Source organism: Methanobrevibacter curvatus (assembly GCF_001639295.1).
GTDB classification, from domain to species: domain Archaea; phylum Methanobacteriota; class Methanobacteria; order Methanobacteriales; family Methanobacteriaceae; genus Methanoflexus; species Methanoflexus curvatus.
Genome location: NZ_LWMV01000063.1, coordinates 12422 through 33062, shown reverse-complemented (window position 1 = coordinate 33062; position 20641 = coordinate 12422). Strand labels below are relative to the sequence as shown.

Sequence of the window (20641 nt, the reverse complement as noted above, 5' to 3'; positions counted from 1 at the left end):
ATATTATATAAATTATTTTATTAAAAAATTATATAATTCAAATTTTTTTCACAATAAAAAAATATTAAAAATCATTAAGTATAAAATCTTTAAAAAAGAATACATAATTAAAAATTAAGAGAAAAAGTAATAAAAAATAAGAGAAATTAAATAATTTTTATAAACAAATTAAAAATCATAAAAAAAAGCAATTTTAAAAAAATAGAATCTGAAAAAAGATGATCAAAAAAAAAAGTTAAAAAAAATAAAAATCTTAACCTTTAAATTGAATAATATTATTAAAAGTCATTGCTTCAGGTGCATTTTTAGTATTTAATTTAATAGTCCGAATAGCTTTATTCCTAAGATTATATGGAATGACTTTAGGCATTTTTAATGTAAAGGTTAATTTTTTTCCTGATTTAATAGCTGGAATCCATCCTTTAACAGTTTTTGAATATTTACCATACTTAAGATTAAAAGTAAAATAAGACTTTTTCATAGTACTTGCACCTTGGTTAGACAGTTTAATGGTTATACTGTGAACATTGCCATTCTTTTGATTGTTATTTTGAACAATAGAACTTACAACCAAATCAGCCTTATTATCCACATAAACATTAAAAGTCTTAGAAACAGCTATCCATCGGGTTTTGTTATTACCCCAACCAAGAACATCATAGTCTGCAGAAGCATTTACCACAATTTTAATTTTTTTCCATCCACTGGTCTTGTAGGTATGGGTTGCAGTTTTACTATTTGATGAAGTTCCGTCTCCCCAAGACCATTTAATTTTATTGATGGTAATTGGTTTGCCTTGATACTTTTCAAGGATTTTGTATGTGACCTTTTGCTTATTTAAAACTTTAAACGAATCATTTTTATTCTTAACCACTTCTAAGTTACTTGCAGATATACTTACAATATCTGAGTTGTCATCACTATAAATAGATAATGTACCATTACTCATTCCTATATTTTGGGCTGAAACACCACTAACACATGCTAAAATAGCTATTGTTATCAAAATTAAGATAATGCTAGTTTTTTTTATCATATCCTCTCCCTTTGGATTTTAATGAAATAAATTTGTTAAAATTACACATGAAAAATTAAAAAAAATATTTTTAAATTAAAAAAAAAAAAAAAAATATAAAAAAATATTTAAGTTAATAAAAATTATCTATTAATTAACTATATTTTTTACTTTTGAATTTTCAACACATTGTTGGTTGTTACATCTGTGATATAATTACCTACATTTAGTGTAAGGGTTCTTAAAATTTTTTTTCTCAAAGATTTAGGTATAGTTTGGGGATATTTAATCCTTACTTGTACTGTCTTGCCTGCTTTAATAGGTTTTAAAATATAACTTAAAGTTTGAGTCTTAATCTTACCTGCCCCTTTATATTTAATGCTCATTATACTGTAACCAAGATATTTTTTGCCATAACTACTGAGTTTAGCTTTGTATGTGGTATCTGCATTGCCAAAGTTTTTAATATTTAAAACAATTGCATAAACATTACCTTTTTTATCCACAACTTGTTGAGCACCTGAAAACCTTAAATCTGCTTTTTTAACAGGATTGGAAACTGTCAAATTAAACATAAAACCCATCCGATACCCAGTATTTGTATCATCAAGGAAATCTATTGAAATAAAATATGTTTTGCTAGATTTAAAGTCAAGGGTTAAAGAATCAGAAGTATTTGGTCTGGTATTATGAGTATATATGGCTCTATCTTTTGTATAATAAGTGCTGTTATCAGTTTTATTTATTTTAACATGATTTGCATCTATAACATTCCACTTTACAACTTTAGTATATTCATTAACACCTACAGTAAAAGTTGCAGGTTTACCTTTAGTAATTACAAATTTAGGTATTTTACTATTTTTAGGTGTTGCAACTTGCTTAGCATTCAATCCATTTAAATTGAAACTTGTTCCATCAGGTAATTCCTGACCCATTTCTTTCATTATTTCATACAAACCATCTCCACGCATAGCTGAAGCTGATGAAATTGAAAGTAAGAACACAGCACATATAATTAAAACAACAGCTAAATGTCTTTTTTTAAATATATTATCATCTCCATTTACAATTTTTTCCTTTTTACAATTTTTTTAAAAGTTAATTGTGTAATTAATCTAAAATTATATGAAAAATATAAATAATATATTAATACAAAAATAGTAGACTCTATTAAACATCATCCATAAGCATATCTATAGCTAATTGAGAATGTTTTAAAATCTTGTCCATATCATATTAAAAATTATCATATTAACATAATATATTCTACTTCATAATATTTATAGTTTTGTATTTTGCGAACCTCTAAACAATAATTTCAGTTGAAATTATTATTATTTATTATTATTAATTTATTATTAATTTATTATTAATTATTAAATGGTTAATTATTAAAGGAGTAATTATGTTAAATACTAAAATCTGTGGAATGAATATAGAAAATCCACTATTATTGGCTGCAGGAATCATGGGAAGTAATGCATCAAGCATGAATTGGATTTTATCTTCTGGTGCTGGTGGTGTTGTCACTAAATCATTTTCTAAAAATCCAAATAAAGGATACAAAAATCCAACAACTGTAGAAGTTGAAGGTGGAATTATAAATGCTATTGGTCTTTCAAGTCCAGGAGTAGAGATATTTAAAGAAGAATTAAAAGATATTAAACGAGAAAATGGAAAAAAAATAGTTATTGCATCTATCTATGGGTCCAATGAAGAAGAATTTTCTTATGTTTCAAATGAAATAGCTGATTTAGTTGATATGATTGAATTAAACATATCTTGTCCCCATGCCATGGGAGGATGTGGAGCAGCCATTGGACAAAACCCTGAATTAAGTTATAAAATTGTTAAATATGTTAAAAATGCTGTTGATATTCCTGTTTTAGCTAAATTAACTCCAAATGTTACAGATATTAAAGAAATAGCTATTTCTGTTCAAAAAGGAGGTGCCGATGGAATCAGCTTAATTAACTCTCTAGGACCTGGAATGAAAATAGACATTGAATCAGGAAATCCTATTCTTTCAAATAAGTTTGGAGGAATGTCTGGTCCTGCAATAAAACCAATAGCTATTAGGGCTGTTTATGATGTTTATTCAGTTGTTGATATTCCATTAATTGGTGTTGGAGGAATTAAAAATTGTAAAGATGTAGTGGAATTTTTATATGCTGGAGCAAATGCAGTTCAAATTGGTACAGCCATTATGTATAATGGAGTAGAGATATTTTCTAGAATCAAGGATGATTTAACTGTTTTTATGAAAAACCATGATTTTTCTTCTGTTAACGAGATGATTGGTTTGGCTCATAAAGTGGACAAATTAAATAATGGTGATTCTTGTGAACAATAATAGCAATAGTAGTATTAAGGGTAATAGCAGTATTAATAATTATAGTAATATTTACAATAATAATAATAATAATAATAATAATAATAATAATAATAATAATAATAATAATAATAATAATTTTAATGGCTTTAAAGCTATAAATTCATACAAAATACTAGAAATTAAAGACATTATTCATGAAACAAAGTCAATTAAAACATTTATATTTGATTGGGATATGAAGGAATTACCTATTCCCAAACCAGGTCAATTTTTAATGATATGGAATTTTAATGGTTTAGGTGATGAATTAGACGAAAAACCAATGTCTATTTCAAAAATTGATGCTGAAAATAATTTAATAGCCATTACAGTTAAATTAATTGGTCCATTTACTAAAGGTCTTCATAAACTCTTTGTTGGAGATAAATTAGGACTTCGTGGACCTTATGGAAATGGATTTAGGTTAAAAGGTGAGAAAATTTTGGCTATTGGTGGAGGGGTAGGAATGGCTCCTATTTCTGCTTTTGTAAAAATGGCTTTAGCATCTGGAAAAGAGGTTAATGTTATTTCAGCTTCCCAAACTAAAGATGAGCTTTTATTTTCTAAAAATGATGACTTTTTGTATGTCTACGATAACAATTTTGATGAAAACGAATTAAATAAAAGTGAAAATCTAAATGTATATACATGTACAGATGATGGAAGCTGTGGGTTTAGAGGTTTTGCTACTCATAGAGCATTAGATGTTTTAAAATACAATGACTATGATTCTGCCGTTGTTTGTGGACCAGAAATTATGATGAAAGGAATTTTTGATATTTTGGAAAATGAAGCCATTCCAGCTCAGTACTCATTTGAAAGATATATGAAATGTGCTTTAGGGATCTGTGGTCAATGTTGTGTTGATAAAACAGGCTGGAGAATATGTGTTGAGGGTCCAGTATTTGATTCTTCTGATGTTAATCAAATAATTGAATTTGGAAAATATCATAGAAATAGCTCTGGTGCTAAAGAGCATTATTGACTTATTAATTATAATCCATTTAAATCTATTTAATTACAATCATTTAAAAAAATATCAAATAAGCTATTCAGTTTGAAATTAGCTAGTTTTAAGGTACTTTATTGTTTATATATAATATATGGATTATTTTTAACTTTTTCAATATTATTTATTATTGCTTGTTAAAGTTATTTTATCTTTTAGATCATTTTATAAGATTGGTCAGGTTTTTTACCAATAGTATAGTCCAGGAAATAAAGTTTAGAAGCAATAATTTTTTTTAAAAATCCCTATATTCATCTATTAATTAAATTAAATAATTATAATAAATATTTTTCTATATAATAAAATTATAAATGGTTATTTTAAAAATTAGATATAATATAAACTTATTTTTTAAAATAAATATTTCAACAAATCATTAATTCAAAAATTTTCTTTCAGGGCTATAATTGTCACACTTTCTTTAATTTTTTGTTTAAAGTTTTAATCAATTTTTACTAAAATTTTGTCTATGTGGTGACCATCCATGTCTAAAACTTCAAATTTAAGGTTTTTCCATGTAAATGACTCACCTTCTTCAGGTATTTTATCTAAAAAGCTTAAAATAAATCCTGCTAAAGTGGTAAAATTGTCTTCTTCTTCAGGTAATTTTTCTGATATTTGAAACATGTCTTTAAATCTATCGATTTGAAAGGATCCATCGATTAAATATGAATCATCACTTCTTTTTATTGCTTTTGGATCGTCCGTTTCATCTATTCCAGGAATATCTCCTACTAATCCTTCAAGAAAATCATTCAAAGTTATTAAACCTACAACACTTCCATGTTCATCCACAATTAATGCCATATGAACATATTCTTTGTTTTCTTTAAATTTTTTTAATAAATCAAGTGCCTGAAGATTTTCTGGTACAATAATAGGCTTTTTAATACATTCTTCAATGTCATATTCTCCTTCTAAAAACATTGAGCTTAAAATATCTTTTGCTTGAATCACTCCCTCTAAATTGTCAAGTTCATCTCTTGCAACAGGGAAAATAGACCTTTCACTTTGAATAACTCTTTTTTTCATATCCTCTTGTGGGTCTTCTAAGTCAATCCAGATTATTTCTGTACGAGGAGTCATTAAAACATCAATTTTTTGTTCATCTAAGCGAAAAACATTTCTAATTATTTCTTCTTCATCTTTTTCTATTGTTCCATCTTCAATTCCTTCTTCAATAAGTAATTTAACATCATCTTCAGTAATAACATCAACATTTTTTTTATATGAACCAATTAATTTTAAAATGAAATCTGTTGAAACACTGAGAACAAATAATAAAGGTCGAGAAATTTTTGTTAGAATTTTTAGGGATCTAGATATTTTCAATGATATTTTTTCTGGATTATTTAAACCTGCTCTTTTTGGAACCAATTCCCCAATTACCAAGGTTATATAAGTAGTAATTATTATCACACTAACCATAGCAATTGTATGTCCATAAGGAACATGTTTTAAATAAATATACAATGTATCAGACAATGAAGCTCCACTAACAGCCCCTATAATAATACTGATGAGTGTTATTCCTACTTGAACGACAGAGAGGAAATCATTTGGATTATCATACAAATCAATAGCTATTTGTGCTCTTTTGTCTCCATCTTTTAACATTTTCTGTAATTTAACTTTGCGTGAAGATACAATAGCCATTTCAGCCATTACTAAGTAAGCACTGACTATAATTGAAATTATAATTATAATTATTTCTAAAAATATATTCGTCGACATTTATTTCACCTTTAAACCTTTAAATAATTGATTTAAGAAAGTTTGACATTTTTGTTGTTTTTAATTAATTTAATTATACTTTAATAATTTTAATAACTTTAACATTTTAATAAATAACTTTAATAAATAATTTTAATATTTTTTTAACAATTTTTTTAAGTAACATAAATTTAATTTTATTAATTTTATTAATTTTTATTTTTTAAATATTTTTTTATAGTATAATTTTTAATTAATATTTTTATTTCTTGAAAGTATTTTATTTTATAATGAATGTTTTATTTAGCTAAATCTACGATGAAATTTTATTGTATCGGCTGTTTTAAAGAAAGTATTCTCGTAGTTTTCTTCTTGCATTTTTCTTACTGCCTCTGATGCTTGATCTGCAGTTTCTACTTTCTTAAATATTCTGCGACTTTTAACTTTAATGGTTTTTCCACAAACACATTTACGGGTTTTTACACCTTCTTTTGAGTAAAGTGCCCTTCCACAATCGCAACGAAAGATATAATACATTCTTATCCTCCAAAAAGCTTTGTCAGCAAGGGGAAAAATACTCGTGAAGGAAGAATTACTAATGTAGCAACACTTACTCCAAGATTTGTTCCAATTACTACCAGTAAAATTCTGAATATATTATTTTTCCATAAATCTTTAATGGAACTGATATTAGCAATATTGTTAATATCACTTCTTTTAACTGTTCTAAATTTAGCTTCAGTTAAACCTGAAAACCATCCAGCAGCAAGTAATGGATGAATAATAGTTAATGGAGCAACAACAAAAGCAACAATAGCTGATTGAAGTTTAGAGCCAGATAATATTGACCCAATAAAACCACAACCTCCTCCGATTAATACAAATTCTAAAAGATTATTTGTTATATTGATCCCGTTAATAAAAGCCAGAAAAAATATCACCACAAATGAAATAGGAATTAAAAGAAGAATGATTTTTAGCCATGGAAATCCTTTTTTATCTATATTTGTAAGGAATTCTTTTGATGGAAGTTCATTTGGATTATTTAGATAGCGATTTATCCCTGGTTTGTGACCAGCTCCTACAACAGCTACAACACTGTCTTCTTCAATTTCTAAAATTGAATTTGCCAAGTAAGCATCTCTTTCCTTGACTAAAACTTCATATGCACTTGGAGAGATTTTTTCAAACTCTTTCATTATCTCATCTAAATTTGCTTCATTTTTTAATTCTTCAATATTTTCAATTTCATCTTTTCCAATAAATAAACTAAAAATAGAACTAAAAACGAACTTTAGTTTTTCCCATATACTCATTTTGTTTAAAGCTCTTTGAAATGTTATGTTAATGTCTCTATCTATTAAAGCTATTTTAGAATCAATATCCTCTGCAGCTTCAATTGCTGCTATCATTTCAGATCCCGGTTTAATGTCTAAGTCTTGTCCTATTTTATTTTGTATGTAAGATAATATACTTGTTGTTATAAATACTCCTACTTTTTCTTCTTTAATGATTTTAGTAACTGAAATTTCTTCATCTTTAACAATTCCAGATTGTTCCTCTTTTAATTTCATGTATCTACCATAATCTAATTCAATAGCCACTACTTCAGGTAAATTTTCATATATTGCATCTTTAACTTCTTCTACACTTTCTTGTGATACATGAGCAGTCCCTATGATTTTTAATTTTTCTTTTTCCATGTTTTTTTCTCTTATGAACTTATATTAGTTGTATATTGTTTTTTTTAAGCTTATATTTTAAATAAAAATAATTTTATTTATTAGTCAATATTTTTGTAAAATTTTTAATTTTTTTAATTCTCTCTTAAATTACTATAAATATTTTACTTAATATATGTTACTAAAAGTATTTAAACTTATTTTATAAATTTATTTTATAAAGCTTTTTATTAAATCTTTTTATTGAATTTTATTTGTTATGCTTTTTTTTAATATTTTTTTAATATCCTTTTAAATTTTTTAAAGTTTTTTCTTAATTTTTATCTTTAATTTTACCTTTAATTTTTATCTTTAAACAATTTAATCTCATTGTTTTTATATATTCCTACATTATTACTAATGTTTTTATTAATAGCAAATAGAACATCTTTTTCATACCCTATTGATTTTAACCTTATTGCTGATTCACAGTTTAAAATACTTTCTCTTAGATAATTAAAATCTTCACTTTCTTCTGAAGCTATTTCTCCATAGTCATCTATTAAAAGATTTGTCTCTTCATTATTGATCTTTATTTTTTGTTTATTTATTTCTTGATCCTTACCATAAACTATTTCTTTTAGTGAATTTATAATGTCTCCAGAAACAAGATAATCTTCTATTGCAAATTTTCCACCTACTCCTGCCATTACAATATCAACATGATTATTTGCAATCTTTAATGCAGATAAAGCTGTTGAATAAGAATTTATTAAAGAACCTATTAATACTTTAGAGTCCATTGATTCAAGAATTCTAGTACCATTGCTTGTTGTTAAAACTAATATTTTTTTATCTGTTTTAAACTTATTAATAGCTATTGGAGAATTACCTAGAGAAAATCCATTAATTTTTTCTCCTGTTCGCTCTCCTGCCAATATAGCATCATTTTTTAAAGCTATTTGTATTGCTTCTTCCTTTGAAAATGCAGGAATTATTTTTTCATAATTATCTAAAGCTACTGTTATTGTAGTACTGGCTCTTAGTGAATCTACCATTATAGAAACATCTTTTGATTTGGTTTTTTCCAATGATAAAGTAATTTTAATATCTTTCATAAAACCACATATTAATGTTTTTTTCTTCTTTTTTATTTTTCATTTAGAAGCAAAATATTTTTTTTAAAAATTTTCTTCAAATTATTATAATCTTTTTATTGACACTTCAGTAAAAAGCATTTTAATATTTTAATATTTTCTGTAAAATAATTGTCTAGTTAGATTTTTAGTAATACAATATTATAATTTTATATTACTATTTTTGCTCTTGAAATTTTTTACAATTGAAATGATTCTTTAAGATTTTTTCACAGCTGAAATTCTAATTCAAGTGTTTCAAGGGAAAATAGCTAATAATATTTAAATATGGGTGTCGAAAATATTTATTATATGAAAATAAACAAATACTATACATAAGTAATATTAAAAGCATATAATATAATCTTTTCGATTTTTGTGCTAATGCTTCTAACTTTAAAGAATCTGTTAAAAACAGTTTTAATAGTTTATGATTTTAAAAAGGATATTAATATACATATACCTGAACCCTATCATTTTGAGTTTAAGGATAGAATATGCCATTTGGTAAAATTACTTCAATAAAAAGAAATTTCTAACTAAAGAGTTATTTTAGATAAAACAATAAAATTAATTTTTAGCACTGAAGTCTTTGATAGTGCTAGAAAATTGATTAAAAAATTTTATATACTTTTTTGAAAATATTAATTATATGTTTAAAAAAAAATGGAATGAAGAAAAAATCTCTTTAGTTTTTTTAAGCTCTTTTTCCGCAATAATTTCTTTTTTCATCATTTATATTAATTGTAATTTTAACACTTTAACTGGGGTTGATGTTTATCTATATTTAATGTACAGTTTAAAGTTTGCAGGATTTAATGTTGGTTATGACTATGTTATTCCTAATTTATCTCCGTTAATTCCTTTTTTAAACTCTCTTGTTTTTAGATTAGGTTTTATTAGTGAAGATAGTATAATTATTATTACTGGTTTGTTTTATATTATTGGTGTAATATCCTCTTATTTTTTATTTAAACTTAGATTTAACAATTTAATTTCAACACTTGGGGCTTTTTTATTCGGTAATTTTTTTATAATTCTTTTTTCCATTGGAAATGGTAATTTAGACATTCCATCCATTAGTCTTTGTATTTTAGCAATGTATTTAATTTTTTCTCAAGAATATAATAATAATAACACTATTAATAATAATAGTAATAATAATAGTAATAGTAATAATAGTAATAGTAATAATAGTAATAGTAATAATAATAATAGTAATAATAATAGTAATAATAGTAATAATAATAATAATAATAATAATAATAATTTTAATAATACTAATAAAAACAATAGTAATAATAAAAATAATCAAAAAAATAGTTATATACAAACTATTAAAACAAATAAACGTTTTTATTTAGGATTTATTATCCTTGCCTTAGGATTTTTAGCTAAATTCACTGCTTTACTTTTGCTTATGGTTGTTTTAATTTATTTTTTATCAAAAAGGGATTTTAAAAAAAATTTTAAAAAATATATTCAAATGCTCTTTTTAGGATTTCTACTTTTTGCATTAACAATTATCCCTTATGTTATTTATTTAGCACTCAACTATGATAATCCATTAGCATTCTTATCTTATGCTGATGCTATGGGTTTAGCAGAAATTAAACCAGAATTTTTTTACCAAGTCTTTTTTTATTTTGAAAGGATTCCACATATAATTTATTCTCCTAACTTAACTTTTGCCTATGTATTAATAGCTTTAGTTTTAGTTGGAATTATAATTACAGGAGTTAAATTCATTTTTTATTTAAAAAACAAAAATAAAGCTATTCATAGGAATAATATTAATAATAGCAAATATAAGATTAATAATAAATATAATGATACTAATAGCAAATGTAAGATTAATAATAATAAATATAATGATACTAATAGCAATCGTAAGATTAATAATAATAAATATAGTGATATTAATAGCAAATATAATATTAAGAATATTGTTAAAATAAAGAGTGAGAAAAGCTATGAGCTTTTATTAATATTATCCATTATAATTCTAACTTTTTCATTTTTCTTAACATATATTGCAACTTGGAAATTCACTGAAATATTGGTTTTTTTAGGTATTTTAATATTTGTTCACGGATTTAATCATGTTAAATCTAAAAATAAATCTTTTAATTTTGATTTAACTATATTTTCATGGTTTTTTATATATTTAATCTTTTTTACCACCCGTATAACTAAAGGTGACAGATATTTTATCTCATTTATGCCTCCTTTTGTTTTCATCTGTTTATACTTCATTGACACATTCTCAAAAGAGCTCAACGGTTTAAAAGCAAAGTTATTAAAAAATATATATGTAGACAATCCTAAAAATTACTTAAAAATCAAAAAATTGATTAAACATGAAATGCTAATTAAATGGCTAAATTTTAGAAAAATTATTCCTATTTTCATTATTATTCTTTTCTTATTTTCAACAACCAGCTATTTATCAATTAATCGTCATGAATCTATTATAAATAATGAAAAAGAGGCAGTCATTTGGCTAAAAAATTATGATACTGACTACATGAACAAGGTCATTGTTTCAGATTCTCCATTTTATACATTTTACATGAGAAAAGAAGTAAGTCTCTTAACAAAAAATGTTAATACGAGTAATATAGGCAGTTTTCTTAAAAATAAAAGTGTAAGCTATTTTATTTCTAATTTAAATTATTCTAATCATGTTAAAGGATATAAAATTATTAAAACTATTGGAAAAGTAAGCATTTATCTACGGGAATAAATCATATCTATGAAAGATAATTAATCATGAAAAATTGCTAATCTAAAGATTGTTAATCTATTTAAGTTATTTAGGAGTTTGATTATTAAAAATATTTAAATATCATTTAATATATAAATTTTCATATGCTTAAAATTAAATGGACTGAAAAAAAGTTGTCTTTAATATTTTTAACAGCTTTTTCTATAATAATTTCTTTTTTAATTATTTATATTAATTGTTCAACAAATTTTAACTCATGGGTAGATGTTTACTACTATCTTGCTTACAGTTTAAAATTTGCAGGATTTAATGGAGGATATGATAGCTATTTAACACCATTATCACCTTTAATTCCTTTTTTAAACTCTCTTGTTTTTAGAATGGGTTTTATTGGTGAAGATAGTATTTTCATAATTACAGGTTTATTTTACATCCTTGGTGTAATATCTTCTTACTTCTTATTTAAACTTAGATTTAACAACTTAATTTCAACACTTGGAGCTATTTTATTTGCTTGTTTTTATATAATTTTACATGAGACTGGAAATGGTGGGTTTGATGTTCCTTCAATATGTCTTTGTATTTTAGCAATGTATTTGATTATGGGAAAGATGAAAAATACAAAATATTTTTATTTAGGTTTTGTATTTTTAGCATTAGGATTTTTAGCTAAATTCACTTCAATGCTTATGATTTTAGTTGTTTTTATTTATTTTCTTTCCAAAGAAGACATTAGAGAAAATTTTAAACTTTACTTTAAAAAGGTTTTTTTTGGAATGATAGCTTTTGTTTTAACTACTCTTCCTTATTTTATTTATCTATGGTACAATAAACTTCCTATTGCATTTTTAGGGTATGCAGAAGCTATGGGTTTAGGATTAAAGGGAGATTTATATAATCATTATTTATATTATATTATAAGGATTCCATATATTATTTATGAACCACATTTAAAACTAGCTAAATTTTTAATTATTTTAGTCTTATTAGGTTGTGTAATTGCCATATACAAGTTTATATCTAACTTAAAAAATAAAAAAGAAATTAATGAATATGACAACGATAAAAGCGAGAAAAATGTAAAAAATAATGATAAAAATAACAATACTAAAATTGATAAAATTAAGATTAATAATACTAAGATTAATAAAACTAAGAATTTTAAAAATAAGAATTATAAAATAAAAAATAAATTTCCTATATTCCTTTTAGTTTTATCTTCTGTTTTAATAATCTCTTCATTTTTACTAACATATGTTTTAGCTTGGAAATACACAGTTTTTTTATTTTTTATAGCGATTATATTGTTTTCTTATGGCTTAAACAAAATCCAATCTAAAAGTAAACATATAAATTATAATATCACAATGTTTGCATGGTTTTTTATTTATTTAATCTTTTTTACCACAAGAATTACTAAAGTAGATAGATATTTCATTGCATTTTTACCTCCTGTTATTTTTATTTGTATATATTTTATAAATATCTTCTCAGAAGAACTTAACTCTTTTAAAACTTGGCTTTTAAAAAGTATATTATTTAATAAATCTAAAAAATTAATTAAAATTAAAAAAGCCATTAGTTCTATAAATTTTAATAAATTAGTTCCTTTACTTATTATAATTTTATTTTTAATATCTCCTGTAACCTATTTTAGTATTGACAAACATGATTCTACTGTTGATAATGTTAAGGACACCGTTGTTTGGTTAAAAATTCATGATCCTAATTATAAAGAAAAAGTTATCATATCTGATAGACCATTTTACAGCTTTTATTTAAATAAAAACATTCTATTTATGTATAGAAAAGGAGATTCAAAGAATATGTCTGATTTTTTGAAAAATGAAAATGCTACTTATTATATAACATTTAATTCACGTCATATTGATGATTACAATTTAATTAAACAATTTGGAAAAGTGTGTATTTTTGAGTTCGGAGGATAAATTGTAAAAGAGAACAAATATTATAAAGAAGACAATAAATTTACATTAAAACAAACTTTTTGTAAAAGTTTGATCAAAATCTAAATCTGTTTAGAGAATAAAGTGTTTTATTTTATACATAATGTTTTTATTAATTTTAAGATAACTTTGGAGTAAAAAAATGAAAATAGCTATTGTTGGTCAATATCCTCCACATATAGGTGGAATAAGCAATCATACAAATAAATTAAGTCAAAAACTTGTAGAAAATGGAGATGAAGTATTTGTAATTACTTATTATCACAAAGACATAAAAAAACAACACCATAATAAGCAACAACACAATGAAAATATTCATGTAATGGTTCCTTATGGCATAAACATTCCAGGTTTAAGGGCTTTATTTTTCATTATATTTGGAACAATAAAATTAATTAAAATTGTTAAAAAATATGATATTGATATAATTCATGGTCATTATCTTTTTCCAGCAGGATTAATAGCTGTTTTAGGAGGAATTTTTACTAAAAAAAAGGTTTATGTAACATCTCATGGATCAGACATTTTAATTCTTTATAAAAATAATAAAATTATTAGACCATTGATTAAATTCATATTAAATCGTGCTGATGTTGTCCTTGTAGTAAGTAAAGCTTTAAAAGATGAAATTATTAAAATAAATCTTAAAGACATAGAGTCAAAAACAAAAATACACTTAAATAGTGTTGATATTGATAAATTTAAAGAATTAGGTTATGATAGTGAAAGCACTATTGGATCCAAGAATATTTCAGAAAAAAGGAATATAAGCAATATAGGAAATGATGTAAGCAATATAAAAAAAGAAATGAATATCATAAATAACTTTCCAACAATTATTTTTGTTGGAAATTTAGTAAATGCAAAAAACCTATTTACTCTCCTTAATGCTAAAAAATTAATGAAAAATGAATCTAATCTATTGATTGTAGGTGATGGACTATTATCCAATGAATTAAAAAAAACAGTAGCAAAAAATAAGATTAAAAATGTGATTTTTACAGGTATTAGAAAAGATGTTGAAAAGATAATTCCTTATTCAGATATGTTAATCCTCCCATCATTTTCTGAAAGCTTTGGATTAGTTCTTTTAGAAGGACTTGCATGTGGAAAGCCAGTTATAGGAAGTAATATTGGAGGAATACGGGAAATAATAACTGATGATGTAGGGATTTTAATAAATCCAAACAATCCACAAGAAATGGCTAATGCAATGGATTTAATTATTGAAGATCAAACACTCCGAGACAAATTTAAGAAAAATGCAAGAAAAAGAGCTCTTGAATTTTCTGATTTCACAATTCCTTATGAAAACATAGAAGAAGATATCCCATGATATTTTTACTAAAATCATAATTTTAATCAGATTTAAAGGTTTAGGTTAACTAAAATTTAAATTATGAATCTATCAAAAAATAGTTTTACAAAATACAATGAAATTAGCAATTATAAAGTATCTAAATCTTTTTTAAAAAAAAGTTGATTTCCTCAAATTTCTAAAGATTTTAATCATGAGACATCCTCATTTTTTAAAAAATCTTAAATCAAAAAATAAATCCTTTTTACTCTTTTTCTTGTTTGCTTCATTTGATTAATATTTTATTACATTTTTTTTTTATTTTATTGCTAGTATTGCAATATTATGTTTTAAAATTTTAAGGCATTAAACTTGCTTTCTTTTTTAATATATAATCCTGTCTGTTTTCATTTTTTGTCAATGTTTTGCTTTTCTATTATAAATTATAATATTTGTTTTTTCATTGTTATATATTTTTCTACTTGATTCATTTAGGAAGTTGTTTATATAGGAATATAAAAACTATTCATTAGTTGAGAATATTTTTTTTAACTTTTAGTTGATTGTATTTTTTTCTCAGCTATTTTTTTTTAAAAATATTATGTAAGTGGTTTAAATGGATTTAATTAATTTTAACACACGGAAATTTATATACATGGGGGGGGGGGGTGAAAGCTGGAATTTTTCTTTTTATCTTAGTGTTTCTGCTTTTTACCTCTTTCTCTGCAGTTTCAGCAAGTAATCTGGCTGTTAGTGGAGATTCTTTCGACGATATAAATGACATTATTAATACTGCTAGTTCTGGAGATGTTATTCAATTAGGCTCAAATACATTTAAAAGTAATGGCTCTGTAATCAGAATAACTAAGGAAAATTTAACATTTACTGGTGCTTCTGCTAATAACCCTGCAACATTATCTGGAGAAAACATCAGCAGAATCGCATGGGTAAATGCAAACAACATCACATTCAAACATATTAAATTTATCAACGGAAATGGCAACACTTTAGGTGGAACAGCTATCCTTACCTATGCTAAAATAACTGTTGACAACTGTACTTTTTCAAATAATGCTGGAGAAAGTGGAGCAGCCATTTTCATATATCCTCAAGCATCTAACTCGGTAATAAAAAATTCTATTTTCCATAACAATCTAGGAAACCAACCAGGCACAGATAATTTTGTTCAAGGAGGAGCAATAAGATCTGGTACAACCAATTTAACAATCATAGACTCAACATTTACTAACAATTTCGCCCTAAATGACGGAGGAGCCATTTCCATAGCCAGTGGAACAGGAACTAAAATCATAAACTGTAAATTCATTAATAACAGTGCAAATATAGGCGGAGCAATCAGAATCTCTGATTGCGAAGTAACTATTAGCAACTCCATATTTAATCAAAACAATGCAAACAGTATAGGAGGAGCAATATTCATATTTAATGGAACAGCCACAATATTAAACTCTAACTTCACCTCTAACAAAGCAAATAATGGTGGAGCATTAGGATTATACAACAGAACCATCAATGACAACAAAATAATCATCTTAAAAAACTTAATCTTTGACTCAAATACTGCCACAAACACGGGTGGAGCAATTTATACTCAAATTCCAATTAAATACCTAAATGACTCTACATTTAAAAACAATTCTGCTATAAATGGAGGAGGAATCTATTCTTTAAATGATTTAGAAATTAACACAGTTAATTTTTCACAAAACACTGCTACCACCTCTGGCGGAGCAATTTATGCAAATGGTCAAATAAGCATTTCTTCTAAATCTAATTTTACCTCAAATAATGCAAACAATGGTGGAGCCATATATGCTCTTAAGAATTTAAATATTTCTAACTCTATATTTAACAAAAATAATGCCATATCAAATGGTGGAGCATTATATCTCAATGGAGGAACAACTAGAATATTAAGCAACTCAAATTTTTCATCCAATAATGGAGTTAACGGTGGTGCAATTTACTCTAACAGTGTATTAAGCATTGTTTCAGCTAATTTTAATGATAATCTTGCAACTGGCAGGGGTGGAGCTATTTATTCCCTTAAAAACTTACAAATTTCTTCATCTAAATTTAATGGAAACAATGCATCAACTAATGGCGGAGTATTATATTTAAATGGCGGAGTTACAACTATTACTGGTAAATCTACTTTTAATAACAATAAAGCCATTAATGGTGGTGGAGTTTACACTAATTTTAATTTAACTATTAATTCTGTTGGATTTTCAGGTAATGTTGCTAGTTCTAATGGTGCTGGGCTATATATTAATGGTGGTACTGTAAATATTTTAAATAATTCTAATTTTACTAATAATAGAGCGGTTAATGGTAGTGGGGTCTATAGTAATGGTAAATTAGTTGTTAATAGTGTTTTATTTTTAAATAATAATGCATCAGCTAATGGTGGAGCTATTTATAGTTTAAATGATTTAAGTATCATTGCTACTAGCTTTAATAAGAATAATGCTAATTCAAATGGTGGGGCATTGTATTTAAATGGTGGAGTTACAGCTATTACTGGTAAATCTATTTTTAATGACAATAAAGCTGCTAATGGTGGTGGAGTTTACACTAATTTTAATTTAACTATTAATTCTGTTGAATTTTCAGGTAATGTTGTTAGTTCTAATGGTGCTGGGCTATATATTAATGGTGGTACTGTAAATATTTTAAATAATTCTAATTTTACTAATAATAGAGCGGTTAATGGTAGTGGGGTCTATAGTAATGGTAAATTAGTTGTTAATAGTGTTTTATTTTTAAATAATAATGCATCAGCTAATGGTGGAGCTATTTACAGCTTAGATGATTTAAATATCATTACTACTAACTTTAATAAGAATAGTGCTAATTCTAATGGTGGAGCATTGTATTTAAATGGTGGAGTTACAACTATTATAGGTAAATCTATTTTTAATGATAATAAAGCTATTAATGGTGGTGGGATTTATACCAATTCTGATTTAACTGCTAATTCTGTTGGATTTTCAGGTAATACTGCTAACTCTAATGGTGCTGGATTATATATTAACAGTGGCACTGTAAATATTTTAAATAATTCTAATTTCACTAATAATAGAGCGGTTAATGGTAGTGGAGTCTATAGTAATGGTAAATTAGTTGTTAATAGTGTTTTATTTTTAGATAATAATGCATCCGCTAATGGTGGAGCTGTATATAGTGCAAATCAAATGAGGATTACAGGTTCTTCATTTGTTACAAACACAGCTACTGACGGTGGAGCAGTTTATTCAACCAATACTATTTATATTGGTTCTAGCTCGTTTAATAAAAATAATGTAAAGAATAATGGTGGTGCACTATTTTTATCTGGTAGTTCTCTGTCTACTGTAACTGAAAGCTCTAAACTCAACAATAATTCTGCAAAAAACGGTGGAGCAATTTATACAAGCTCTCCTTTAGCCATTTCTTCAAGTAACCTAGCCAATAATAAAGTTAGTGCTAATGGTGGAGCTATCTACTCTACTAACTCTTTAAATGTCACTAGTGGAACCATTAGTGGTAATAGTGCTACTTATGGAAGTGGTATCTACAATTCTGGAATTTTAAGATTGAATAGTGTTAGTTTGTTAGCTAATATCGCTAAAGTTTCTATTGCAATTGATTCTCCTTCATCTGTCAACAAAGGTGGTTCTCTAAATGTGAAATCTTATATTGTTGGCGGGGACAATCTTCTCAGTGCAATTTATACTACCAATAATAATGTATTTAAGAATAATGAATCTATAACTCCTTCTGAAAAAGCACAAGGAAAAAAAATAAACTTAGTCGTAGATAACAAATCTTATCATGGAATAACTTCTTCTGATGGAATAGCTAATTTCAATATACAGATTTCACAAAATTTAAGCATATCAAATTCTATTATAAAAGCTACATTTTCACAAGCAGGAACTACAATAATTGCATCTAAAGCTTTATCATACAAAATAGTGACTAAAAACTTGAAAAACCTTAACACGGATATTAATAAGGCTAAAAAACTGAACACGAATAAAAAATACATCTCCCAATATGATAAAAACAAATTACTTAAAAAAATTAAAACCAACATTAGTAATGTTAAAAAAAAATATAAAGGATCAAATAAAAACAAAATCCTAAAATCATTGAATACAGCTTATAAAAATGCTAAAAAAATTAAAGCAGTAAAAGTTAATAGTATTAAAAAAACTACAGCTGATAAATATGTAAAAGGTGTTACTACTAAAAATAAGGATAGAACCTTTAAAGAAACATATGATTATAAAGATAAGAAAATGCAATGGTTTGGAGTTGCTAACTCTACTACTATTGATCAAAGACCAGCAGGTCTTAGATGGACTACTTCAAAACAAAACACTACAACCCTAAAAGGTAAGTATGTTAATTATGTAGTTCCTAAAACCACTAAAATAACATATAGCAATGGTATTAGAACAGTCGTTGTTATTGAGTCTTTTCAGGTAATAGGGCTTAAATCATCAGCTAAAAACAAATATTTATTATTAAATCGGACAACCAAGACAAAAGAAAACTATACTTACTTAACAAACAAATATTTAGCTCCTTCAACTAAATGTGAAGTCAATGATCCTTATATTAAAGAATTAGCAAAAAATATCACTAAAAGTTATAAAAATGATGATCATTTAGGAAAAGCTAATGCTATTTATAAATGGGTTCAAAAAAATGTTGACTATGTAGAAGAGGCTAATTATTCCGCAATGGGTGTTTTAAACAAAAGTAATAAAGTTAATGGTATATATTCTGCTAATTGTGTTGGATTTTCTAATCTAATAACTGCCTTATGTCGAGCATCTGGAATTCCTGTCAAATATAAGGCTATAGCTTATTTTGAATCTATTGAATTTCCTCTTAAAAACCCTCATTTAGGACATGTATACAATCAAGTATATGTTAATGGAGCATGGATTAATGTAGATGGAGCTATAATTACCAATCAGATTATTAACATTATTCAATCAAATAATCAAAAATATCCTCAACCTCTTCCTAATGGTTTGTATATTACTCATGATAATGCTTGGGAAGCTTGGGATTTGATTTGTAATCATTATCTGGATAGTTCCCATAATGACTATAATGTCACAAAAACAAATGCTTCTGTTGGTATTGAAGTCTTTTTTAAGCTTACTAGTTCTAAAATTACTTCTGTAAACCAAGCATATCAAATATTAAGTTCTTCTTTGAGTACTCATATTAAAATGAAGAAATTAGTTTTAAATAGTTCTTTTATCATGGCATATACTGAAAATGCTTCTAATCCTGGATCTTGGGTTAAACATTGGTTCTTTTATTGTTATAATAATGTTACTAAATCTTTTAATTCTTTTTATGATATAGATGAGAATAGTATTGCATACATGTCTAAGGATTATTATTTGCCTGTTGGAACTGAGATTTATTATCATGTTAATGGAACAACTAATTTTTTTGTTTCTGATGGAAGAAATATTACTCTTTATAATGATACTCAGTATGTTGATACTCCTGATGGCTTTAAATATGTCCTTTATCTTGATGGGACAAGAGACACTACTCATATCTCTGATCCATGGATTTATCAACTTCCAGATGGGCAAATATATTATTTCCCTATTGGAGCACATCTTATTGAACTTCCTGATGGTACATATATTTGTCATTATGTTGATGGAACAGAGGAAACTATCTATCTTCCATCATAA

The 20641-nt window shown here is 25.4% G+C and carries 12 protein-coding genes; 6 read left to right on the top strand and 6 right to left on the bottom strand.

Annotated features, from left to right (window positions below):
- Positions 1-253: 253 nt before the first annotated feature.
- Positions 254-1036: a PKD domain-containing protein gene (locus tag MBCUR_RS01770; RefSeq protein ID WP_067089474.1), complete on the bottom strand. Its 783-nt coding sequence runs from the start codon at positions 1034-1036 to the stop codon at positions 254-256.
- A 146-nt stretch (positions 1037-1182) separates the two neighbouring features.
- Entirely contained in the window at positions 1183-2022 is an 840-nt protein-coding gene (locus MBCUR_RS01765) for a hypothetical protein (RefSeq protein WP_157077535.1), read from the bottom strand.
- Between the two features lie 401 nt (positions 2023-2423).
- On the opposite strand from MBCUR_RS01765, the gene MBCUR_RS01760 reads away from it, so the two are divergent.
- A complete protein-coding gene (locus MBCUR_RS01760; protein ID WP_067089467.1) occupies positions 2424-3371 on the top strand; it encodes a dihydroorotate dehydrogenase in 948 nt (315 codons plus the stop codon).
- A gap of 136 nt (positions 3372-3507) precedes the next feature.
- Complete coding sequence (locus tag MBCUR_RS01755) at positions 3508-4377, top strand: dihydroorotate dehydrogenase electron transfer subunit (RefSeq protein WP_067089482.1); 870 nt, start codon at positions 3508-3510, stop codon at positions 4375-4377.
- A gap of 465 nt (positions 4378-4842) precedes the next feature.
- Here MBCUR_RS01755 and MBCUR_RS01750 read toward each other — a convergent pair whose 3' ends face one another.
- From MBCUR_RS01750 to comB, 4 genes are all read right to left on the bottom strand, one after another.
- The gene (locus tag MBCUR_RS01750) at positions 4843-6135 is read right to left on the bottom strand and encodes a hemolysin family protein (protein ID WP_067089464.1); all 1293 of its coding nucleotides are present in this window, start codon (positions 6133-6135) and stop codon (positions 4843-4845) included.
- A gap of 282 nt (positions 6136-6417) precedes the next feature.
- The gene (locus tag MBCUR_RS01745) at positions 6418-6651 is read right to left on the bottom strand and encodes a DUF1922 domain-containing protein (RefSeq protein ID WP_067089461.1); all 234 of its coding nucleotides are present in this window, start codon (positions 6649-6651) and stop codon (positions 6418-6420) included.
- A gap of 2 nt (positions 6652-6653) precedes the next feature.
- Positions 6654-7817: a TraB/GumN family protein gene (locus tag MBCUR_RS01740; RefSeq protein ID WP_067089458.1), complete on the bottom strand. Its 1164-nt coding sequence runs from the start codon at positions 7815-7817 to the stop codon at positions 6654-6656.
- Positions 7818-8134: 317 nt separating this feature from the next.
- Entirely contained in the window at positions 8135-8893 is a 759-nt protein-coding gene (comB, locus tag MBCUR_RS01735) for a 2-phosphosulfolactate phosphatase (RefSeq protein ID WP_245637266.1), read from the bottom strand.
- 808 nt (positions 8894-9701) lie between these two features.
- Between comB and MBCUR_RS01730 the strand changes: the two genes are divergently transcribed.
- From MBCUR_RS01730 to MBCUR_RS01715, 4 genes are all read left to right on the top strand, one after another.
- Positions 9702-11657, top strand: coding sequence for a glycosyltransferase family 39 protein (locus MBCUR_RS01730; RefSeq protein WP_169805776.1), 1956 nt, complete (start codon positions 9702-9704; stop codon positions 11655-11657).
- A 125-nt stretch (positions 11658-11782) separates the two neighbouring features.
- Complete coding sequence (locus tag MBCUR_RS01725) at positions 11783-13588, top strand: glycosyltransferase family 39 protein (protein ID WP_067089452.1); 1806 nt, start codon at positions 11783-11785, stop codon at positions 13586-13588.
- A gap of 160 nt (positions 13589-13748) precedes the next feature.
- Complete coding sequence (locus MBCUR_RS01720; RefSeq protein ID WP_067089450.1) at positions 13749-14942, top strand: glycosyltransferase family 4 protein; 1194 nt, start codon at positions 13749-13751, stop codon at positions 14940-14942.
- 629 nt (positions 14943-15571) lie between these two features.
- Positions 15572-20641: a transglutaminase domain-containing protein gene (locus tag MBCUR_RS01715; RefSeq protein ID WP_067089447.1), complete on the top strand. Its 5070-nt coding sequence runs from the start codon at positions 15572-15574 to the stop codon at positions 20639-20641.